The sequence below is a fragment of the uncultured Meiothermus sp. genome (assembly GCF_937863175.1).
Classification (GTDB): Bacteria; Deinococcota; Deinococci; order Deinococcales; family Thermaceae; genus Meiothermus.
Genome location: NZ_CALMCQ010000101.1, coordinates 1 through 16,302, shown reverse-complemented (window position 1 = coordinate 16,302; position 16,302 = coordinate 1). Strand labels below are relative to the sequence as shown.

Here is a 16,302-nt window from a genome sequence, read left to right as displayed (position 1 = left end):
GCCCTGTCCAGGTACACGCAAGACATACCCAAAGCTTGGGCCATTGCGGGTTTGCAGGAACAGAACAGGAACAGAATCGGCGTACCGATGATGTGGGCGATCCGCCTCCGCTCCCCCGAGTGCCCGTCGGAGTCGGTGGCCTCGATGTAGCCCGCAACGTTGCCAATGAAGCGCTCGGTTCTGGTGTTAAAAGTGTACTGACCGCTTAAGCAGAAGCTCCCTGCGGCTTTTGCGAAGCCAGCTCGTACCGCCTGCCCTCGAGTTCGGCATACGGCTGGCCCAGCAAGTGCAGTTGGAGCACAGCTCTTAGTTTAGGGTCATCCTGGCCACAAGATGTGCATTACGTCCACCGGCAAACCCCACTGGCCTGCCGAACCCGGGTTCTGTTTCGTGGTTGGAATCGTTTGGGTAGCCGGTGGGGAATTCTGTACCTTGGCACTGGTTTTAGCATGGTTCTATGGAAAAACTCGAGTATATCAGCAAGAACCTGGCTGCTCTGGGCGGGCGTGACCCTCTAGAAGTGCTGCGGCAGACACCCGAAACCCTCAGCGATCTGTTCCCACGCCTCGATTTGCGCCGGGGTTGCGAGCTGACCCACTGGACTGCCGGAGAAATTTACTGCCATCTGGCCGATATCGAGATCGGCTACGGCTTCCGCTTGCGGCAGGCTGTTGCCGGGGCGGAGAAGGCCCAGGCCTTCGACCACGACCGCTGGGGCATCCGCTACCGCAACTACGAGAGCTACTCGGCCAGGCTGGCACTGGATTCTTTCACGGGTCTGCGCGTGTGGAACCTCGCGTTGCTGGAGAATCTGGATCCCGAGCAGTGGCAACTGGTGGCCTATCACCCCAAACGCGGCCCCGAGACCCTCACCTTTATTGTCCAGATGCTGGCCGGACACGACTTGCGCCACTTGAAGGAACTGGAGTACATCGCTTCGTATGTAGAAGCTGGCTAGGGGGCTTTACAGGCGCCCTCATTCTCCCGGTCGTTCCCGGGCAGGCCCCGCAAGGGAGTGTCGAGGGGTACTGCACCCAGCAGATACTATGGCCATAGCGGGCCGCCGGCTGAGCTAAGGGTTGTCGTTTCCAGACATACTGGCGCCACAGTCGGGAACGGAACTGGACTGCGTCGGGCTTCAGGAGCAACGGACGGTGGCAGTCTTTGCACAAAAGACTTGTTTGCCCGCAGGCCTGCGGTGCTTAACCAGCTGCCTTGCAGGGAGACGCCTCGAGGGAACGGTGCTAGCCCGACGAGCTCTGAATGGCCTCGACTGCCTGGGGGTTCTCCAGCGCCGACAGGTCGCCTGGGTTTTGCCCCAGAAATGCAGCGCGAATCACCCGACGCATCACCTTGGCGTTGCGGGTTTTGGGCAGGTCGGAGACAAAGAGAATTTTTTCTGGTTTGAGGGCCTTGCCCAGGCGGTTCGCAATGGTTTCACCGATGGATTTTTCCGTCTGGCTGTTTGGAGTCTGTCCGGCTCGCAGTACCACAAACACCACAGCGGCCTCACCCTTCACCTCGTGCGGGATGCCAATGGCAGCCGCTTCTTTCACCGCAGGGTGCTCTACTGCCGCACTCTCGTACTCGGCTGGCCCAACCCGCTTGCCCGCAATCTTGAGGGTGTCGTCGCTGCGACCCTGGATAATCCAGTGGCCCTCGCGATCCAGCACTGCCCAGTCGCCATGCACCCAGATGTTCTCAAAGCGGTTCCAGTAAGTGTTCAAGTAGCGTTCGGATGCATTCCAGAACCCCTTGGTCTGCCCAGGCCAGGGCCCCATTACCGCTAGCTCGCCCACCTCATCGCGCACCGGCTTGCCGGCACTATCCAGCACCTCGGCATGTATGCCAGGAACCGCCGTGTTGAATCCCATGGGCTTGATGGGCCGCCAGGCAGTGCAGCCCAGAATACCACCGCCAATTTCGGTGCCGCCGGAATAGTTGATGATCGGGAGGCGGCCCCGGCCTACGGTTTTGGCAAACCAGAGATAGGGCTCCAGGTTCCAGGGTTCGCCGGTAGAACCCAGCATCCGAAGTCTGGACAGGTTGTGTTTGCGTACGGGTTCGTCGCCCAGTGGCATCAAGGCCCGCACCAGGGTAGGGGAGAGGCCCAGGTGGGTGACCCCATGTTTCTCGCAGATAGCCCACAGGCGGCCTGGGTCGGGATAGTCGGGAGCACCTTCGTAGAGCAAGACGGTGCCCCCGATGGTCAGGGCGCCCAGAATAGCCCACGGCCCCATCATCCAGCCCATATCGGTAAACCAGAACAGGGTCTCGCCTTTGCGCAGATCAAACAGGTGGGCCATGTCCTGGGCGGCTTTGAGGGGAAAGCCAGCGTGATAGTGCACGGTGCCTTTTGGTTTGCCGGTAGTGCCGGAGGTATAGATCAGCATGAACGGATCCATGCTGCCCATAGGTTCATAAGCAGCGGTGGAGGGCTGTGGTGGGACAACCCGATCCCAGGCAACCTCGTTTTCGGTCAGGGCAGTCTCGCCAAAGCGGCGCACCACCAGTAGCTTCTCTACGCTGGGCGAGAGGGCTGCTGCCGCGCGGGCATGGTCCAGTAGCCTGACCCTGCTGCCCCTGCGGTAGAAGCCATCGGCGGAGATAATCAGCCTGGCCTCGGCATCATTGAGACGGGTGGCAGCGGCCTCGGCAGCATAGCCCGAAAAGATCGGTACAAAAATCGCACCTACCTGGGCCAGTGCCAGCGCGCTAATGGCAGTCTCAGGGAGCATCGGCAGGAAGATGCCCACCCGGTCGCCCTTGCCGATTCCCAATCCTCTTAACGCATGGACGGCCTGGGCTACAGCGGCCTCGAGCTCGCCATAACTCAGCCTGACCACTGCACCGTCTTCCCCTTCCCAGATCAGGGCCAGATCATCGGGCCGGGTTCGGGCATGATGCAGGGCGTTGTGGGCCAGGTTGAGCTGGCCCCCCACAAACCACTGGGGCCACTGGGGGCCCTGGGAAACCTCGAGCACCTGGCGATAGGGGGTCAGCCACTCGATGCCCAGAAGCTGGAGCGTTGCTTCCCAAAAAGCGTCGGGCTGCGCGATGCTGAACTGGTAAAGCGCTTCGTAATCCTCCAGGTTCAGGTGCCGCAGCATTGCTTCGATATGACTACCCTGTTTGTACTCATCAGACGGGAACCAGAGGGGTTCGCTCATAGCTGGCCTCACATTGCTCGCCTACAGTGTATCGGATGGGGCATGGAGGCTAGCGCTTGCGAAACAGGCCAAACAATCCCTTGCCTTTGGCGGGCTTGTCTTCCCCCGTGGTTTTGTTGGAACCGGGCTCGGGTTCGGGAATGTTTCGCGCTATCCGCAGAAAGGCCTGGGGGGTAGCGCGGATGGCAGGGTCTTTGGCCAGGAGGTTACGTACGATCCGATCGAGATGGGGTGGGAGGTTGGTGGGGGGTGGCATTTTGTGCAGATGGGCGTAGGTGATTTCCTCGAGGGTCTCGCCCACAAAGGGCCGCTTGCCCACCAGCAGCTCGAAGGCCATCACCCCAAACGAATAGGCATCCGAGGCTGGGGTAGCCGGCTCCCCTATGAACAGCTCCGGAGACATGTAATAAGGGCTGCCGGCCCGCTCCAGGGGCTTGGGGTTTTCGCGGGTCTTGGCAACACCAAAATCGCCCAGCTTAAACAACAGCCCGTCAATAAAAATGTTGGAAGGTTTGACATCCTGGTGGATGATGCCCCGGTCGTGGAGGTAGATGATGGCCTGGGCAATCTGGGCCAAGCATTCGGTTGCAACCTCGCGGCTGAGAGGGCCTTTTTTGAGGCTGTCCTCGAGGGTTCCCTCCTCGAAATACTCCAGGGCCAGAAAAGCCCCTTCCCCTTCGGGGCGGCCCGAAAGCCCGCGCACCAGGTTGGCGTGGTTGAGGGTGAGGGAAAGAGCCACTTCCTGGGCAAAGCGCTCGGTGAGGGCACGGTCGGTACGCACCTCACGGCGCGGCACCTTGAGGGCGACCCGTGTTCCGTCGGGGGCATGGGCCAGATACACCTGCGACGACCGTCCGAGGCCCAAAAGCATCTCGAGCCGGTAGTTTTGACGGGTCAGTCGGCGGTAGTCCATTTAGATCGCGGCTACTCCCAGTTATTCCAGCACAGGCTGCGTTACAAAAGAGTTAAACTTTCCCCTGGCTTTAGGGCTTCTCCTCCCATTCCCAGTAGCCGTGCACGGCGGATGAAGGCATCTCCGTCCTGGGAAATGGGGGGGAAGGTGTTGTAGTGCACGGGTAAAACCTGCCTGGCCCGGGTCAGCTCGAGGGCCTTTAGCGCATCGTCCGGCCCCATGGTGTAGTGGTCACCGATAGGCAGAATGGCCAGGTCAACATTATACGTGGCCACCAGGGCCATATCGCTAAAGAGAGCGGTATCGCCGGCGTTGTAGATGCGCTTGCCCCCCAGTTCCAGGATGAAGCCTTGGGCCAGCCCGCCATAGGTTCCATCCGAGAACGACGAAGAGTGCCAGGCTGGGAACCACTTCAGCCAGCCCTCCTTGAACCTGTGGGTGCCGCCAAGGTTCATCCCGATGCCCTGGCCGCCCTGTTTCTCGGCGTAACTGACAATTTCGTAGTTAGAGATGATGGGAGCCCCGGTACCCCTGGACAACGCCACACTATCGCCGTAGTGGTCACCGTGGGCATGGGTCAGCACGATCAGGCTGGCCTGAACCTGATTGGGCTGAAGCGCCGCTTTGGGATTGCCAGCGAGGAAGGGGTCCACCACAATGCGGGTAGTGCCATCGCTGATAAGAAGCGCGGAATGTCCCAAAAAGCGTACTTCAACCACGGTTCCACCTCCAGGTGTCCTTAGTATATGACCGACCATGGTTCTGGGTTGCCACTGGGGGCACACTGGGCTTGTTGTGGCGGCCATCCGATGGAACGAAGGCTGCGCTCAAAGGGCTCTGAGACGCAGGAATTGCAGCGGGTTGGATCACGTTTTGACCAGCCGCTCCAGCACCCGCTCCACATTGCGCTCGAACGCGACTTCGGCCAGCCGCCCCAGGGCCCGCCCGCCCCATTTTTCCCCCCGGGGCAAGGTGGCATGGATGCGGAGGGTAAGCTGGTAGTCAATTCCACCCCCCACGACTTCCCCACTTCCCTCGAGTTCGGCCCAGAATGCAGAGGGATCGTCGAGGGGCAGGGCCTCCAGGCGGGCTGTGTTGCCCTGGGAACGAATACGGCTGTGGAAGGGGAAGTGGATCTCCCCAAACAGCGGAGCCTCGGCCACCAGATAGCCCAGGAGGGTGGTGTCCTGGCGGGTGAGTTTTCCAAACGGGGGCTTGCCGGCAAACACCCGTTCGGGCGTAAGCAGATGTTCGGGGGGTTCGACCAGCCGTAGTTGGAACGATTTCTCCAGCACCATAGGTTTCAATTTACCCACTCTACCCGCAGTTGCCCGGCCTGAGAAAGTTCCTCGATCTCCTCGTCGGATACATTGCGCAGCCGCGAGAGTTGGCCGAATTCGGGGGTCGCGGTCGCCAGCCCTACCCGCACCACCAGCACCTCTTCTCCTTCGGCCTTGCCAATACGCCAGACCAGATGATTGCCAAGCCGCTCGAGCAGGTCATCCATAACCATAGGGTATCGGGTCGCGGGGGTTGGGTAAAGAGAGCGCGGTAACGAAGGGTAGACTATGCCCGTGGAAGCCATTGTGTTGGCCGGGGGCAGAGCCGATGATCCCCTGGCCCAAAAGTTTGGGGTAGTGAGCAAAACGCTGGTGCCGCACCGGGGTCGCCCGCTGGTGGAGTACACCCTCGAGGCCCTGACGCAGGCTGGGCTGGAAGTTATTCTGGTTGGCCCCCAGGCCACCTTGAACCCTCCACCCAGAGTATCCTTGCCCGACCACGGCAGCCTGATTGCCAACCTCGAGGCCGGCATCCACGCGGCCAGAGGCGAGAAAGTTCTGGTTGCCACCGGCGATATGCCTTTTCTGAGCGTGGAAGCAGTGCGCTGGGTATTGCAGAACGCCCCCCAGGCTGGTTTTGTGTATTCGATCATTGCCAAAAAAACCATCGAACAGCGCTTCCCGCATATGCGCCGCACCTATGCCCGCATCCGCGAGGGTTCTTTTACCGGCGGCAACATTGTCCTCATTGACAAAAAGCTCTTTTTCACAGCCCTGCCCCTGCTCAAACGAGCCCTGGAACTGCGCAAAAAACCCCTGGCTCTGGCCCAGATGATCGGCTTCGCAACGCTGCTCCGGGTGCTCTTGGGTCAGGCCGGTATTGCCGGTTTGGAAGCCAAAGTCTCGCAAATCATTGGGGTTCCGGCCAGAGCCCTCATCACCCCCTATGCCGAGGTGGGGGTAGATATAGATAAGGAAGAAGATTTGCAGTGGTTGGGTTGAGCGAAAGCCCGACTCCTGGCAACACGCTCGAGAGCTCTGGCGGCTCTTCCTTCTGGTGCGTAGTGCTCTGCACCGGGTAGTGCTCTGCACCGGGTAGTGCTCTGCACCGGGTAGTGCTCCGCACCGGGAGGCTACGCAAGCGAACCTGCCGCTCATCCGGGCGGCGTGCTTGTGGGCGGGAGGTAAATCCGCAGATTGTTTGTAGGGCGTTCCCATTCAGGGAGTCCAGAGGCGGCAGGCGGTCTCCGAAGTAGTTGGAGCGGTTTTTCAATGGGATGCAATCCACCTGGAAACCACCCCAGGCTACCGCTTTCGACTTTCAACGAAGCGCCAGGCTGTCTCGACGACCTGGTTGATGTCCTGGTACCGAGCCTCCCAGCCCAGTACCTTGTGAGCCTTGCTGGGGTCTGCTACCAGGGCGGGGGGGTCTCCGGCGCGGCGGGGGGCCGCCTCGGCGGGCACCCTGCAACCCCCAACCCGCTCGACTGCGGCAATGACTTCACGCACGCTGTTGCCGTGGCCGGTACCCAGATTAAAGGCGGTGGACTGACCCCCCTCGAGCAGATACTGCAAGGCCCGCAGGTGGGCATCGGCCAGATCCATCACATGGATGTAGTCGCGGATGGCAGTGCCATCCGGGGTGGGGTAGTCGGTACCGAAAATTTTGACCGGGGGGCGTCTACCCAGAGCGGCGTCTATCACCAGCGGGATCAGGTGGGTCTCGGGGTCGTGGACTTCGCCAATTTCGCCCTCGGGGTCGGCCCCACTGGCGTTGAAGTAGCGCAGCGCCACCCAGCCCATGCCATAGCACTCGCCAAACCATTTGAGCATTTTTTCCCCCATCAGCTTGGACTCCCCGTAGGGGCTGATGGCCAACTGGGGGAAGTCCTCGCGGATGGGGACACGCTCGGGGATACCATAAGTGGTACACGATGAGGAGAACACCATGTGCTGGATGTTCGATTCGTGCAGGGCCTCGAGCAGGTTGAGCATATTGGCCACATTGTTGCGAAAATACCTGGCCGGGTATTGCATGGACTCGCCCACATAAGCGTGGGCTGCGAAGTGGATCACGGCCTCGATTTGGTAGTCCCGTATGGCCTGCAAGATCGCACTTTTGTCGGCCAGGTCGGCCTCGACCAGTGGCCCCCAGCGCACCGCCCAGCGGTGGCCGGTGCTGAGGTTGTCGAAGACCACGGGGATGTGGCCGGCTTTCTTCAGGGTTTTGGCGGTATGGCTGCCAATGTAGCCTGCCCCCCCCACAACCAGAATATTCATAGCTGCACCTCGAGTATGGCAGAACCCAAAAACCTTTCCAAAGCCCACTCCTATCGCGGGGCTGCTTCCAGGAGATCTCTAAAATAGGCGATGGTGCGGGCCAGCCCCTCGCGTACCGAGACCCTGGGCTCCCAGTCCAGCAGTTCCTTGGCGCGGGTAATGTCGGGGCGGCGCTGACGGGGGTCGTCTTGGGGTAGTGGCTGGTATACAAGGGGCATCTTCGAACCCACCAGTTCTTGCGTGAGCTGGGCGAGCTGGAGCATGGTGTACTCCTCGGGGTTGCCCAGGTTTACCGGCTGGTGGAACTCCACGTCCATCAGGCGGCGGATGCCCTCTATAAGGTCGTCCACGTACTGGAAGCTGCGGGTCTGGCTGCCGTCACCGTAGATGGTGAGGGGCTGGCCGCGCAGAGCCTGGACGATGAAGTTGGTGACCACCCGCCCATCCTCGGCATCCATACGTGGGCCGTAGGTATTGAAGATGCGGATAGTGCGGGTAGAGACGCCCTTGGCCTGCTGATAGGCCATGGTGAGGGTTTCGGCATAACGCTTGGCCTCGTCGTAGATGGAGCGTGGCCCCACCGGGTTGACGTTGCCCCAGTAGGTCTCGGGCTGGGGGTGCACCATGGGGTCACCATAGATCTCGGAGGTGGAAGCCAGGAAGAACTTTGCGCCCTTTGCCACGGCCATATCCAGAAGGTGGCGGGAGCCCTCGCCATTGACCCGTATGGTCTGGATGGGCAGTTTGAGGTAGCGCGGGGGCGAGGCTGGCGAGGCGAAATGCATCACCCAGTCGAGGCTGCCTGCAATGTTCAAGGGCCTGGAAGCATCGGCCTCGACAAAGTGAAACCTGGGGAACCTGGTGAGCAGTTCGACATTCCGCTTCTGGCCGCTGCTAAAATCGTCCACCCCGGTAACTTCATGCCCCTCGTGCAGCAGCCGCTCACACAGGTGGCTGCCCAGAAAACCTGCCGCGCCGGTAATTAGAATTCGCATGGTTCAGTCCTTGTATGGGTTGAAGGTTAATCGTTGAAGACAGTGTCAAAAGCCGAAAAGGTCAAAGGATCCATAAAACCTGGTAGCTCTGGCTCAACCTTTCAACTTTCTAGTTCCCCGACCTTCTTCAACACCTATCCTTCCGCCGTGACAAGCTGGGGGTTGGTGCCCGTTCCCACGCCCACATGGTGAAAACCGGCTTTGGTCAGGCGCTGCTTGTCGAGGAAGTTGCGCCCATCCACTACCAGGGGCTTCTTCATGAGTTTGGCCATGCCCTCCCAGTCGAGATCGCGGTAGACAGCCCAGTCGGTGACCAGCACCACCGCGTCGGCGTCCTCGGCCAGTTCCATTACGCTCTGGCAGTACTCAACGGCCAGATCGGGGTTCTGCTGCCGGGCCTGCTCGAGGGCGATGGGATCGTGGACGCGCACCCTGACCCCATGTTTGATCAGGCGCTGAGCCATGTCCAGCGCGGGAGAGTCGCGCAGGTCGTCGGTGTTGGGTTTGAAGGCCAGGCCCAGCAGGCCCACAGTCCGGCCCTTGAGGATCTTGAGTTCGCGCTGAAGTTTTTCCACCATGCGTTCGCGCTGGCGGTAGTTCACCTCGCGGGCGGCCTGCACGATGGGCATCGAGAGGCCATACTCTTTGCCGGTCGAGACCAGCGCGGCAGTGTCTTTACCGAAGCAGCTTCCACCCCAGCCGATCCCGGCCTGGAGGAAGCGCGGGCCGATGCGGCTGTCCAGGCCGATGCCACGGGCGATCTGGGTTACGTCGGCCCCCACCCGCTCGGCCAGGCTGCCGATCTCGTTGATGAAGCTGATCTTGACCGAGAGAAAGGCGTTGGCGGCGTACTTGATTAGTTCGGCAGAGGCCAGGTCGGCGGAGATAAGCGGAACAGCCTTCATGGCATGGGGGCGGGGTTGGAAGGCGGGTTCTGCGAAGCTCTGCTCGATCAGGGGACGGTAGAGGTTGTAGAGCACCTCGAGGGCCTCCTCCCGCTCGGCGCCCACCACGATGCGGTCGGGGTAGAGTGAGTCGTAGATTGCGGAGCCCTCGCGCAGAAACTCGGGGTTGGAAGCCACCGCAAAGTTGCCCCTGGCCTTTTTGCCGTTCTTGGCCTCGTATGCAGACTGCACCAGCGACTCCACCCAGTTGCCCGAGCCGATGGGCACGGTGGACTTGTTCACGATCACCGCAAACTTGTCATTAAGGTGCTCGCTGATGCCCTCGGCGGCGGCCTGTACGTAGCGCAGGTCGGGGCTGCCGTCGGCGTCGGAAGGGGTGCCCACCGCAATGTAGATCACGTCGGCGCCGGGCACTGCTTCGGCGTAGGAGTCGGTGAATTTCAGGCGTGCGCGAGCCATATGCATGAGCTCCTCGAGGCCCGGTTCATAGATGTGGGCCTTGCCCGCACGTAGAAGCGCCAGCTTCCGGGGATCCACATCCACACAGGTCACCTGGTGGCCGATGTAGGCCAGCGTGACCCCGGTGGTAATGCCCACATAGCCAGTACCGATGACGGCGACTTTCATAGCTTTCATGCCTTACTCCTCTAGTCGTAATCCATCCAGATAAGCGATGGACTATTCCATAGCTGTGGTTTAGTGTACAGGCCGGTTCGGTAGGCCAAATACTCAAATATCACAGCAAAATGAGACAAGTTCCCTTACCAGCCTTATTTTTACGCCGTAGCGTTACGGTGGAGTGAAAACCGGTGGAAAAGTTCACGCCTTCCCGCCTGTAGCAAAATTTGCGTACTCGAGGGTTTCTTCCACTACGGGATTCCGTTACCAGCGGGCCGGGACTCACACCGGACTGCCCAGCCGCCTGACGTCGTCTTCGCCCAGATACTCCCCGGTTTGCACTTCGATCAAGACCAGTTCCAGCAGTCCTGGGTTGAGGAGTTGATGGGCCACCCCCGCCAGGGCACTGGCCGATTCGCCATGCCGGAGCATCTGTACTTTGCCATCCAGCCAGACCTGGGCAGTGCCCCGTAGCACCGTCCAGTGTTCGCTGCGGTGGTGGTGCAGATGGTTGGAGAGAGCCTGGCCCGGCTTAACCACCACCCGGCGTATTTTGAACCCATGGGTCTCTTCGAGGGTCACGTAGCTACCCCAGGGCCGCTGGATGGTACGGTGGCGGCGCACCGTGTCGTTTTTGGACTGGGTGAGCTGCTCCACTACTTTCTTCACATCCTGCACTTTGTCGCGCCGGGCCACCAGCAGGGCATCGCGGGTATCCACGATGACCAGATCGCTGGCTCCAATCACTGCCACCACGCGATCCTCGGTCTGAACAAAGGTATTGGTGGTCTCGAGCAGTACCGCCTCGCCAAACACCCGGTTGCCCGAGTCGTCTGGAGGTACCATCTGAGCCGCTGCATCCCACGAACCCAGATCGCTCCAGCCCAGGTCGGCGGGTACTACCACCACCTGCTCCGCTTTCTCCATCACCGCATAGTCCACCGACTCGCTGGGAACCGGCTTGAAGAGGGCAGCATCCAGGTAGGTCACATCCCCCTGCTCGCTGCCCTGCCAGCAAGCCAGCACGGCCTCGTACATCTGGGATTGGAGCCGTTGTAGAGCGTCCAGATAGGCGCTTGCTTTGAAGCAGAAAATGCCTGCGTTCCAGTGGTAGCGCCCGGTCAGCAGGTAAGCTTCGGCGGTCTGGCGGTCGGGTTTTTCCACAAAGCGAGCTACCCGGTAGGCCCCGTCCTGCAAAGGCAGACCCTGCTCGATATAGCCAAAGTTGGTAGCGGGGTAGGTGGGTTGGATGCCAAAAGTAACCAGAAAATCCTGCTGGGCGATGGTCTTAGCCTGGGCTACAGCCTGGGCAAAGGCTTCCTCACGCAAAATGAGATGATCAGCCGAGAGTACCAGCATTACTTCGTCGGGGTTTTGCTGGGCGATCCATAAAGCTGCCATGGCAATGGCGGGTGCAGTGTTGCGGCGCAACGGTTCAATTACATAGGAGGTCTGCACCTCGGGCAGCCCCAGGGTCTGGTACTCGTTGGCTGTGCTGAAATAGTATTCCTGGCCTGTTACCGTGAGCACCTGACGGGCCCCCACCCGTGCTGCCCGCAGGAATGCCTTTTGCAAGAGGCTCTGCCCATCGGGTAGCTTCATGAAGGGCTTGGGATACTGTTCCCTCGAGACCGGCCACAAGCGTGTGCCTGCCCCACCCGAAAGAATGACTGCGACCATAGTTCACCTCAAAAATGCCGTGGGTTTAATCAAAAGACACCTACAGCGGACTAGAGAATACTTTATGCGCCGATGCTGCGGGGGAAGGGTCATTTGAAAGTAAGCCAGAAATTAGGGGCCAGGGCAACTGTCTCCAGATCCCCAAGGGTATCAGAACGACCCTGAAGCCGTTCGTGGCTATCTTGCTCGGCTCAAACCCGGGTTCCCTCGCTGCCCCAGCTCGAGTACGCATAAAAACGACCCCGTTCCCCCCGGATATAGTCCATCAGCGGTTCTAACAGCGGGCGGTGTTCGTCGAGCCTGATCGCAACTTCTTCTCCGGCGAAGAAGCGGGCTTCCACGATGTGCCCATCGGGGTCTCTGGGGTTGAGCAAACCCTCGTAGTCGGCGCGGAAAGCCATGGCGATGGTACGTTCGCTCTTGCGATGATCTTCAACCTGGATCACATACGCCAGATGTTGAATCCCTTTGACCCGCAGCCCGGTTTCTTCCTGTACTTCCCGTGCAATTGCTGCCGGGATGGTCTCTCCGGCTTCGACCATCCCGCCCGGCAGGGTATAGCGCAGCCTACCCCGGCGGCTCCAGTCGTTGGCGACCAGCAAGACCCGCCCCTGCTTATCCATCAGGATAGCTGCTGCTACCAATAGGTCACGTCGCAACCCCTGCATCTATAGCCCGCCTTTCGCGTCCTAGGCGGACTTGGAAGATGCAGTCTGGGGGGCCGAAAGTGCCTCGAGCTGGCGTTCCTGGTCGGCTTTGCGCAGGGCTTCGTGCAGTTTGGACAAGTCGCCCCCCAGCACCCCCTCGAGGTCGTGGGTAGTGAAGCCGATGCGGTGGTCGGTCACGCGCGACTGGGGGAAGTTATAGGTGCGGATTTTTTCCGAGCGCTCGCCAGCGCCAATCTGGGCCAGGCGATCCTCGCGGCGGCGGGCTGCTTCCTCGGCCCGCTTGATCTCGAGCAGGCGCGAGCGCAGGATCGAGAGGGCTTTTTCTTTGTTTTTGATCTGGCTGCGTGACTCCATGCAGGAGACAATCATGCCGGTGGGTTTGTGCAACACCTGCACCGCCGAGTCGGTGGTATTGACCCCCTGCCCGCCGGGGCCAGAAGCCCGCGAGACGGTGATCTCGAGGTCGGCTGGGTCGAGCTGTACGTCCACTTCTTCGGCCTCGGGCATCACCGCCACGGTTGCGGTAGAGGTGTGGATACGGCCCTGGGTCTCGGTGGCGGGAACCCGCTGCACCCGGTGAACCCCGGCCTCATACTTCAAAAAGCCATAAGCCCCGGCCCCGGTAACCTCGAACGAGACCTTCGAGACCCCGCCCAGGTCGGTATGGGAAGTATCGAGAATCTCGGGTTTGTAGCCGTTCATCTGGGCATACTTGATCAGCATGTCGCGTAACTCAGCCGCAAACAGCGCCGCTTCCTCCCCGCCGGTTCCGGCCCGGATCTCCACAATTACGTCTTTCTCGTCGAGGGGGTCACGTGGCAGCAGCAGCACCTCGAGCTCGGCCTCGATCTCGCGGATGCGGGGCTCGAGCGCCTCGATGTCGGCCTGGGCCATTTCGCCCAGTTCGGGATCAAACTGCAACTCGCGCGCGCCCTCGAGGTTGATCAGGGCTTCTCTGTACTGGCGGATGGTACGCACCAGATACCCCATATCGGCATAGCGCTTGCTGATGCGCTGATACTCCGATTGATTGGTGAGCACCAACGGATCGGCCAGTTGCCGCTCGAGCGTCTGGTACTCGGCTTCTAAGGATTCGAGTTTTTCTAACATAAACGGTCACTGCCTACTAGTGTACTGTCATCACCCCCGAACTCGAATGGCAGACTTCACTTTATTGACTTTCAATAAAGATTTATTGATAATCCATAAATATGAACCGTACAACTCCCATTAACTCGCGAACCGCAAGCCTGCTGGCGCGGCTCCTGCAGATCAGTTTTTATCTCTGGATTATTGCCTCCGTAATACTTCTTTTGATGTTTCTGCTTACTGCCGGTACAGCTAATTACACCCTCAACTTACCCGTCCGGCTCGAGCTCGATCCCCAGAGCTATGCGCTGAAGGCACCCGGCTTGCAGCTCACCGATCTGACTCTGCGCGACCTCATCGGCAATGTGGTTGTTCCTGGCGATCAGATCGGGCGGTGGTTTGCTTTGCTGGGCTTCTTCGCCCTGCTGGTTTCTGTGGCGGCCTGGGGGTGGGCCAATTGGGCCTTGTGGAAGCTGTTCGCCTCGATAGCAGGCGGCCAGCCCTTCATCCTTGGCAACGTTCTCCGGTTGCGCTTTGTTGGCTGGCTGTTGGTAGCCTACTATTTCCTGGGCCTGGTGGGGGTCTGGATTCAACGCTGGCTGGGCCAACAGGTGATAGCCGAAGGGGCCATCAGCATCCATCAACACACTGTTTGGACCATCAGCTTCTCCAGTGATGTCGCCAACATCCTGGGAAACAACGGACTGCTGGTCGTGGGCCTTGCGATTCTGGCCCTGGCAGAAGTCTTCCGCTATGCCATGGCGGTGTTTTCCGAGCGGGACGAACTACGGCGCGAACAGGAGTTGATGGTCTGATGCCCATTGAGGTCAACCTGGATGGTCTACTGCTCAAGCGAAAAATGAGCCTGACCGAGCTCTCTGATCAGGTGGGCATCACCCTGTCCAACCTCTCCATACTCAAGACCGGCAAGGCCAAAGCCATCCGCTTCTCCACGCTAATTGCCTTATGTCGGGCCCTGGACTGTCAGCCTGGAGATTTGCTACAGTATACACCCGAGCCTGCAGACCTCGAGCCAGTACCTCCAACTTAGGAATTTGCTATATACACAGAGGCCAGGCAACGGAGCCACACCAACGCAAACCCCAAAGCCGAAAGTTCTATGGTTGGCGCACCAGCCTATCTAAGAGCCCTGAGCACTCGAGGGAAGGCTTTTGGTTGCTTATCACCCTTCCCAGAGGGTCTGTCTACAGATACTTGCCATCCTGACGACCCAGATCCAATCGAAAAGAGAAAGTCGAAGGTAGAAAGCCTAAAGCCAAAAGGCAGAAAACTTCGTTTAGGCTTCGCAGTCCCAGGCAGACCTGCGACCTGAGACCTGGGCCAATCTCCAACGGCGTGCATGGGTATAGAGATAAAGTTACTGAACAACTAGAGCTGATCCTTCGGCCTGAGCCGGATTGGGCTTTGCTTGCTGGGGTGGCGGCCTACCTTGTCGGCATAGAAGGTGCGAATCTGCTCGAAATCGGCCTCAATCTGTCCGGTGGGGGAGAAGTAGGCCCCCACACCCACTTCCTTTTTGCGGTAATCCATATAGGCCAGGGCGATAGGCACTCTGGCCTCGAGGGCCATGTAATAAAACCCGCTCCTCCAGTACTCGGTGCGGCTGCGGGTGCCTTCGGCAGCCACCACCACCCAGAGGTTGTCGTGCTGGTCGAAGATGCGGGCTACCTGTCTTACGAAATCGCCGCCCGCCCTGGAGCGGTCTACCGGGATGCCGCCCAGCCACCGCATCACTACCCCGATCACCGGAGGGAAAAGCTGTTTCTTACCCACCCACCTGAAGCGGGTTCCCGAAGCCATGCCCCAGAGCAGCGCATAGATAAAGTCCTGATTGGAAGTGTGGGGATAGCCCACCAGCACGAATTTCTTCCCTGGGGGCGGGGCCATTACCGCTGTCCAGCCCAAAAGCTGTAAAGCCCATACCCCGAAGCGTTGCCAGGGAGTCTGGGGCCTGATTGCATAGGGATGAGTCATTCCCACTGGTATACCACATCGGGCCACGGTATCCTGCAGTATGAATGATGATTTGCGAGTTTTCTACGGCTGGGTGCGGCGTTCCCGTGAAGTTCTCTTTGGCTACTGCGCCTCGCTGCCACCAGAAATCTATACCCAGAGGCGCCCCGACTTTGGTTTCGACAGCATCCGCAACCTGCACGTCCATGTAGCTAACTGCTATTTGTGGTGAATGGAACCGGTTGCGATAGGCCACCCTGAGGCAGATCTCAAGGGGGCAGACTTCCCGAACGTTGCCACGGTGCGGGCAGTGTTTGAAGGTGTGGACAGGTTGGTGGAGGAAGCCCTACATTCCTTTGACCGGCTGAATGGGGTCTATGTTTGGACGCATCCGCGCAAGGGCTGGAAGGCCAACGTGAACCAGAGCTGTCTGCTCCTGCACCCCATCACCCACGAGTTCCACCACAAGGGGTAGATGGTCGCGCTGGGCCACCCGGTTCCCTTCAGCTACGACACTGATCTGGTCAATCCCGAGCCCGCACATGGGCAGCTATTTAACTAAGTATAAAAATACATTTATCACTTGACAAGACGAAGTTTGCTGGATTAGCCTGCTTTTGGTACACGAAAGTGTGGCCGAGCATACGGAGGTGTATTTGGTTATGTGGAGTCCTATCGTTGGTCGTTGGTCGTTGGTCGTTGGTCGTTGGTCGTTGGTCGTTGGTCGTTG

The 16,302-nt window shown here is 59.7% G+C and carries 18 protein-coding genes; 6 read left to right on the top strand and 12 right to left on the bottom strand.

Annotated elements, in window-relative coordinates; all coding sequences use genetic code 11:
- Positions 1-457 precede the first annotated feature (457 nt).
- On the top strand, positions 458-958 hold the full coding sequence (locus Q0288_RS04060; protein WP_299427566.1) for a DinB family protein: 501 nt from the start codon (positions 458-460) through the stop codon (positions 956-958).
- Between the two features lie 286 nt (positions 959-1,244).
- Here Q0288_RS04060 and Q0288_RS04055 read toward each other — a convergent pair whose 3' ends face one another.
- The 5 genes from Q0288_RS04055 to Q0288_RS04035 all read right to left on the bottom strand — a co-directional run bounded on the left by Q0288_RS04055 (position 1,245) and on the right by Q0288_RS04035 (position 5,596).
- Positions 1,245-3,170: an AMP-binding protein gene (locus Q0288_RS04055; protein WP_299427563.1), complete on the bottom strand. Its 1,926-nt coding sequence runs from the start codon at positions 3,168-3,170 to the stop codon at positions 1,245-1,247.
- Between the two features lie 49 nt (positions 3,171-3,219).
- Positions 3,220-4,083 (bottom strand): serine/threonine-protein kinase, encoded by an 864-nt coding sequence (locus Q0288_RS04050; protein WP_299427561.1) that lies wholly within the window; start codon positions 4,081-4,083, stop codon positions 3,220-3,222.
- 41 nt (positions 4,084-4,124) lie between these two features.
- Positions 4,125-4,802: a metal-dependent hydrolase gene (locus Q0288_RS04045; protein WP_299427558.1), complete on the bottom strand. Its 678-nt coding sequence runs from the start codon at positions 4,800-4,802 to the stop codon at positions 4,125-4,127.
- 147 nt (positions 4,803-4,949) lie between these two features.
- Positions 4,950-5,381, bottom strand: a complete 432-nt coding sequence (locus tag Q0288_RS04040; RefSeq protein ID WP_299427555.1) for a DUF3809 family protein — start codon at positions 5,379-5,381, stop codon at positions 4,950-4,952.
- Between the two features lie 5 nt (positions 5,382-5,386).
- Complete coding sequence (locus tag Q0288_RS04035) at positions 5,387-5,596, bottom strand: DUF3248 domain-containing protein (RefSeq protein ID WP_299427552.1); 210 nt, start codon at positions 5,594-5,596, stop codon at positions 5,387-5,389.
- Positions 5,597-5,657: 61 nt separating this feature from the next.
- Between Q0288_RS04035 and Q0288_RS04030 the strand changes: the two genes are divergently transcribed.
- Positions 5,658-6,365, top strand: a complete 708-nt coding sequence (locus Q0288_RS04030) for an NTP transferase domain-containing protein (RefSeq protein WP_299427549.1) — start codon at positions 5,658-5,660, stop codon at positions 6,363-6,365.
- Positions 6,366-6,668: 303 nt separating this feature from the next.
- On the opposite strand, the gene galE is transcribed toward Q0288_RS04030, so the two are convergent.
- From galE to prfA, 6 genes are all read right to left on the bottom strand, one after another.
- Positions 6,669-7,643 carry a UDP-glucose 4-epimerase GalE gene (gene galE / locus Q0288_RS04025; RefSeq protein WP_299427546.1) on the bottom strand — a complete coding sequence of 325 codons (975 nt, stop codon included), beginning with the start codon at positions 7,641-7,643 and terminating at the stop codon, positions 6,669-6,671.
- A 50-nt stretch (positions 7,644-7,693) separates the two neighbouring features.
- Positions 7,694-8,638 carry a UDP-glucuronic acid decarboxylase family protein gene (locus Q0288_RS04020; protein WP_299427544.1) on the bottom strand — a complete coding sequence of 315 codons (945 nt, stop codon included), beginning with the start codon at positions 8,636-8,638 and terminating at the stop codon, positions 7,694-7,696.
- 134 nt (positions 8,639-8,772) lie between these two features.
- On the bottom strand, positions 8,773-10,179 hold the full coding sequence (locus tag Q0288_RS04015; RefSeq protein WP_299427541.1) for a UDP-glucose/GDP-mannose dehydrogenase family protein: 1,407 nt from the start codon (positions 10,177-10,179) through the stop codon (positions 8,773-8,775).
- A 264-nt stretch (positions 10,180-10,443) separates the two neighbouring features.
- Positions 10,444-11,841, bottom strand: coding sequence for a mannose-1-phosphate guanylyltransferase/mannose-6-phosphate isomerase (locus Q0288_RS04010; protein WP_299427539.1), 1,398 nt, complete (start codon positions 11,839-11,841; stop codon positions 10,444-10,446).
- A gap of 191 nt (positions 11,842-12,032) precedes the next feature.
- On the bottom strand, positions 12,033-12,500 hold the full coding sequence (locus tag Q0288_RS04005; RefSeq protein ID WP_299427537.1) for an NUDIX hydrolase: 468 nt from the start codon (positions 12,498-12,500) through the stop codon (positions 12,033-12,035).
- Positions 12,501-12,530: 30 nt separating this feature from the next.
- Positions 12,531-13,619: a peptide chain release factor 1 gene (prfA, locus tag Q0288_RS04000; RefSeq protein WP_299427534.1), complete on the bottom strand. Its 1,089-nt coding sequence runs from the start codon at positions 13,617-13,619 to the stop codon at positions 12,531-12,533.
- A gap of 101 nt (positions 13,620-13,720) precedes the next feature.
- Here prfA and Q0288_RS03995 point away from each other — a divergent pair, with 101 nt between their 5' ends.
- Both Q0288_RS03995 and Q0288_RS03990 read left to right on the top strand, forming a co-directional pair.
- Positions 13,721-14,413 (top strand): DUF2975 domain-containing protein, encoded by a 693-nt coding sequence (locus Q0288_RS03995; RefSeq protein WP_299427531.1) that lies wholly within the window; start codon positions 13,721-13,723, stop codon positions 14,411-14,413.
- Entirely contained in the window at positions 14,413-14,649 is a 237-nt protein-coding gene (locus Q0288_RS03990; RefSeq protein WP_299427529.1) for a helix-turn-helix transcriptional regulator, read from the top strand. Before Q0288_RS03995 ends, Q0288_RS03990 begins: the two co-directional genes overlap by 1 nt.
- A gap of 338 nt (positions 14,650-14,987) precedes the next feature.
- Here the strand turns inward: Q0288_RS03990 and Q0288_RS03985 are convergent, their stop codons facing one another.
- The gene (locus tag Q0288_RS03985) at positions 14,988-15,593 is read right to left on the bottom strand and encodes a 1-acyl-sn-glycerol-3-phosphate acyltransferase (protein ID WP_299427526.1); all 606 of its coding nucleotides are present in this window, start codon (positions 15,591-15,593) and stop codon (positions 14,988-14,990) included.
- A gap of 40 nt (positions 15,594-15,633) precedes the next feature.
- On the opposite strand from Q0288_RS03985, the gene Q0288_RS03980 reads away from it, so the two are divergent.
- Together Q0288_RS03980 and Q0288_RS03975 are read left to right on the top strand one after the other, a co-directional pair.
- Positions 15,634-15,804: a DinB family protein gene (locus tag Q0288_RS03980; RefSeq protein ID WP_299427523.1), complete on the top strand. Its 171-nt coding sequence runs from the start codon at positions 15,634-15,636 to the stop codon at positions 15,802-15,804.
- The gene (locus Q0288_RS03975; protein WP_299427520.1) at positions 15,805-16,047 is read left to right on the top strand and encodes a DinB family protein; all 243 of its coding nucleotides are present in this window, start codon (positions 15,805-15,807) and stop codon (positions 16,045-16,047) included.
- Positions 16,048-16,302: the final 255 nt, after the last annotated feature.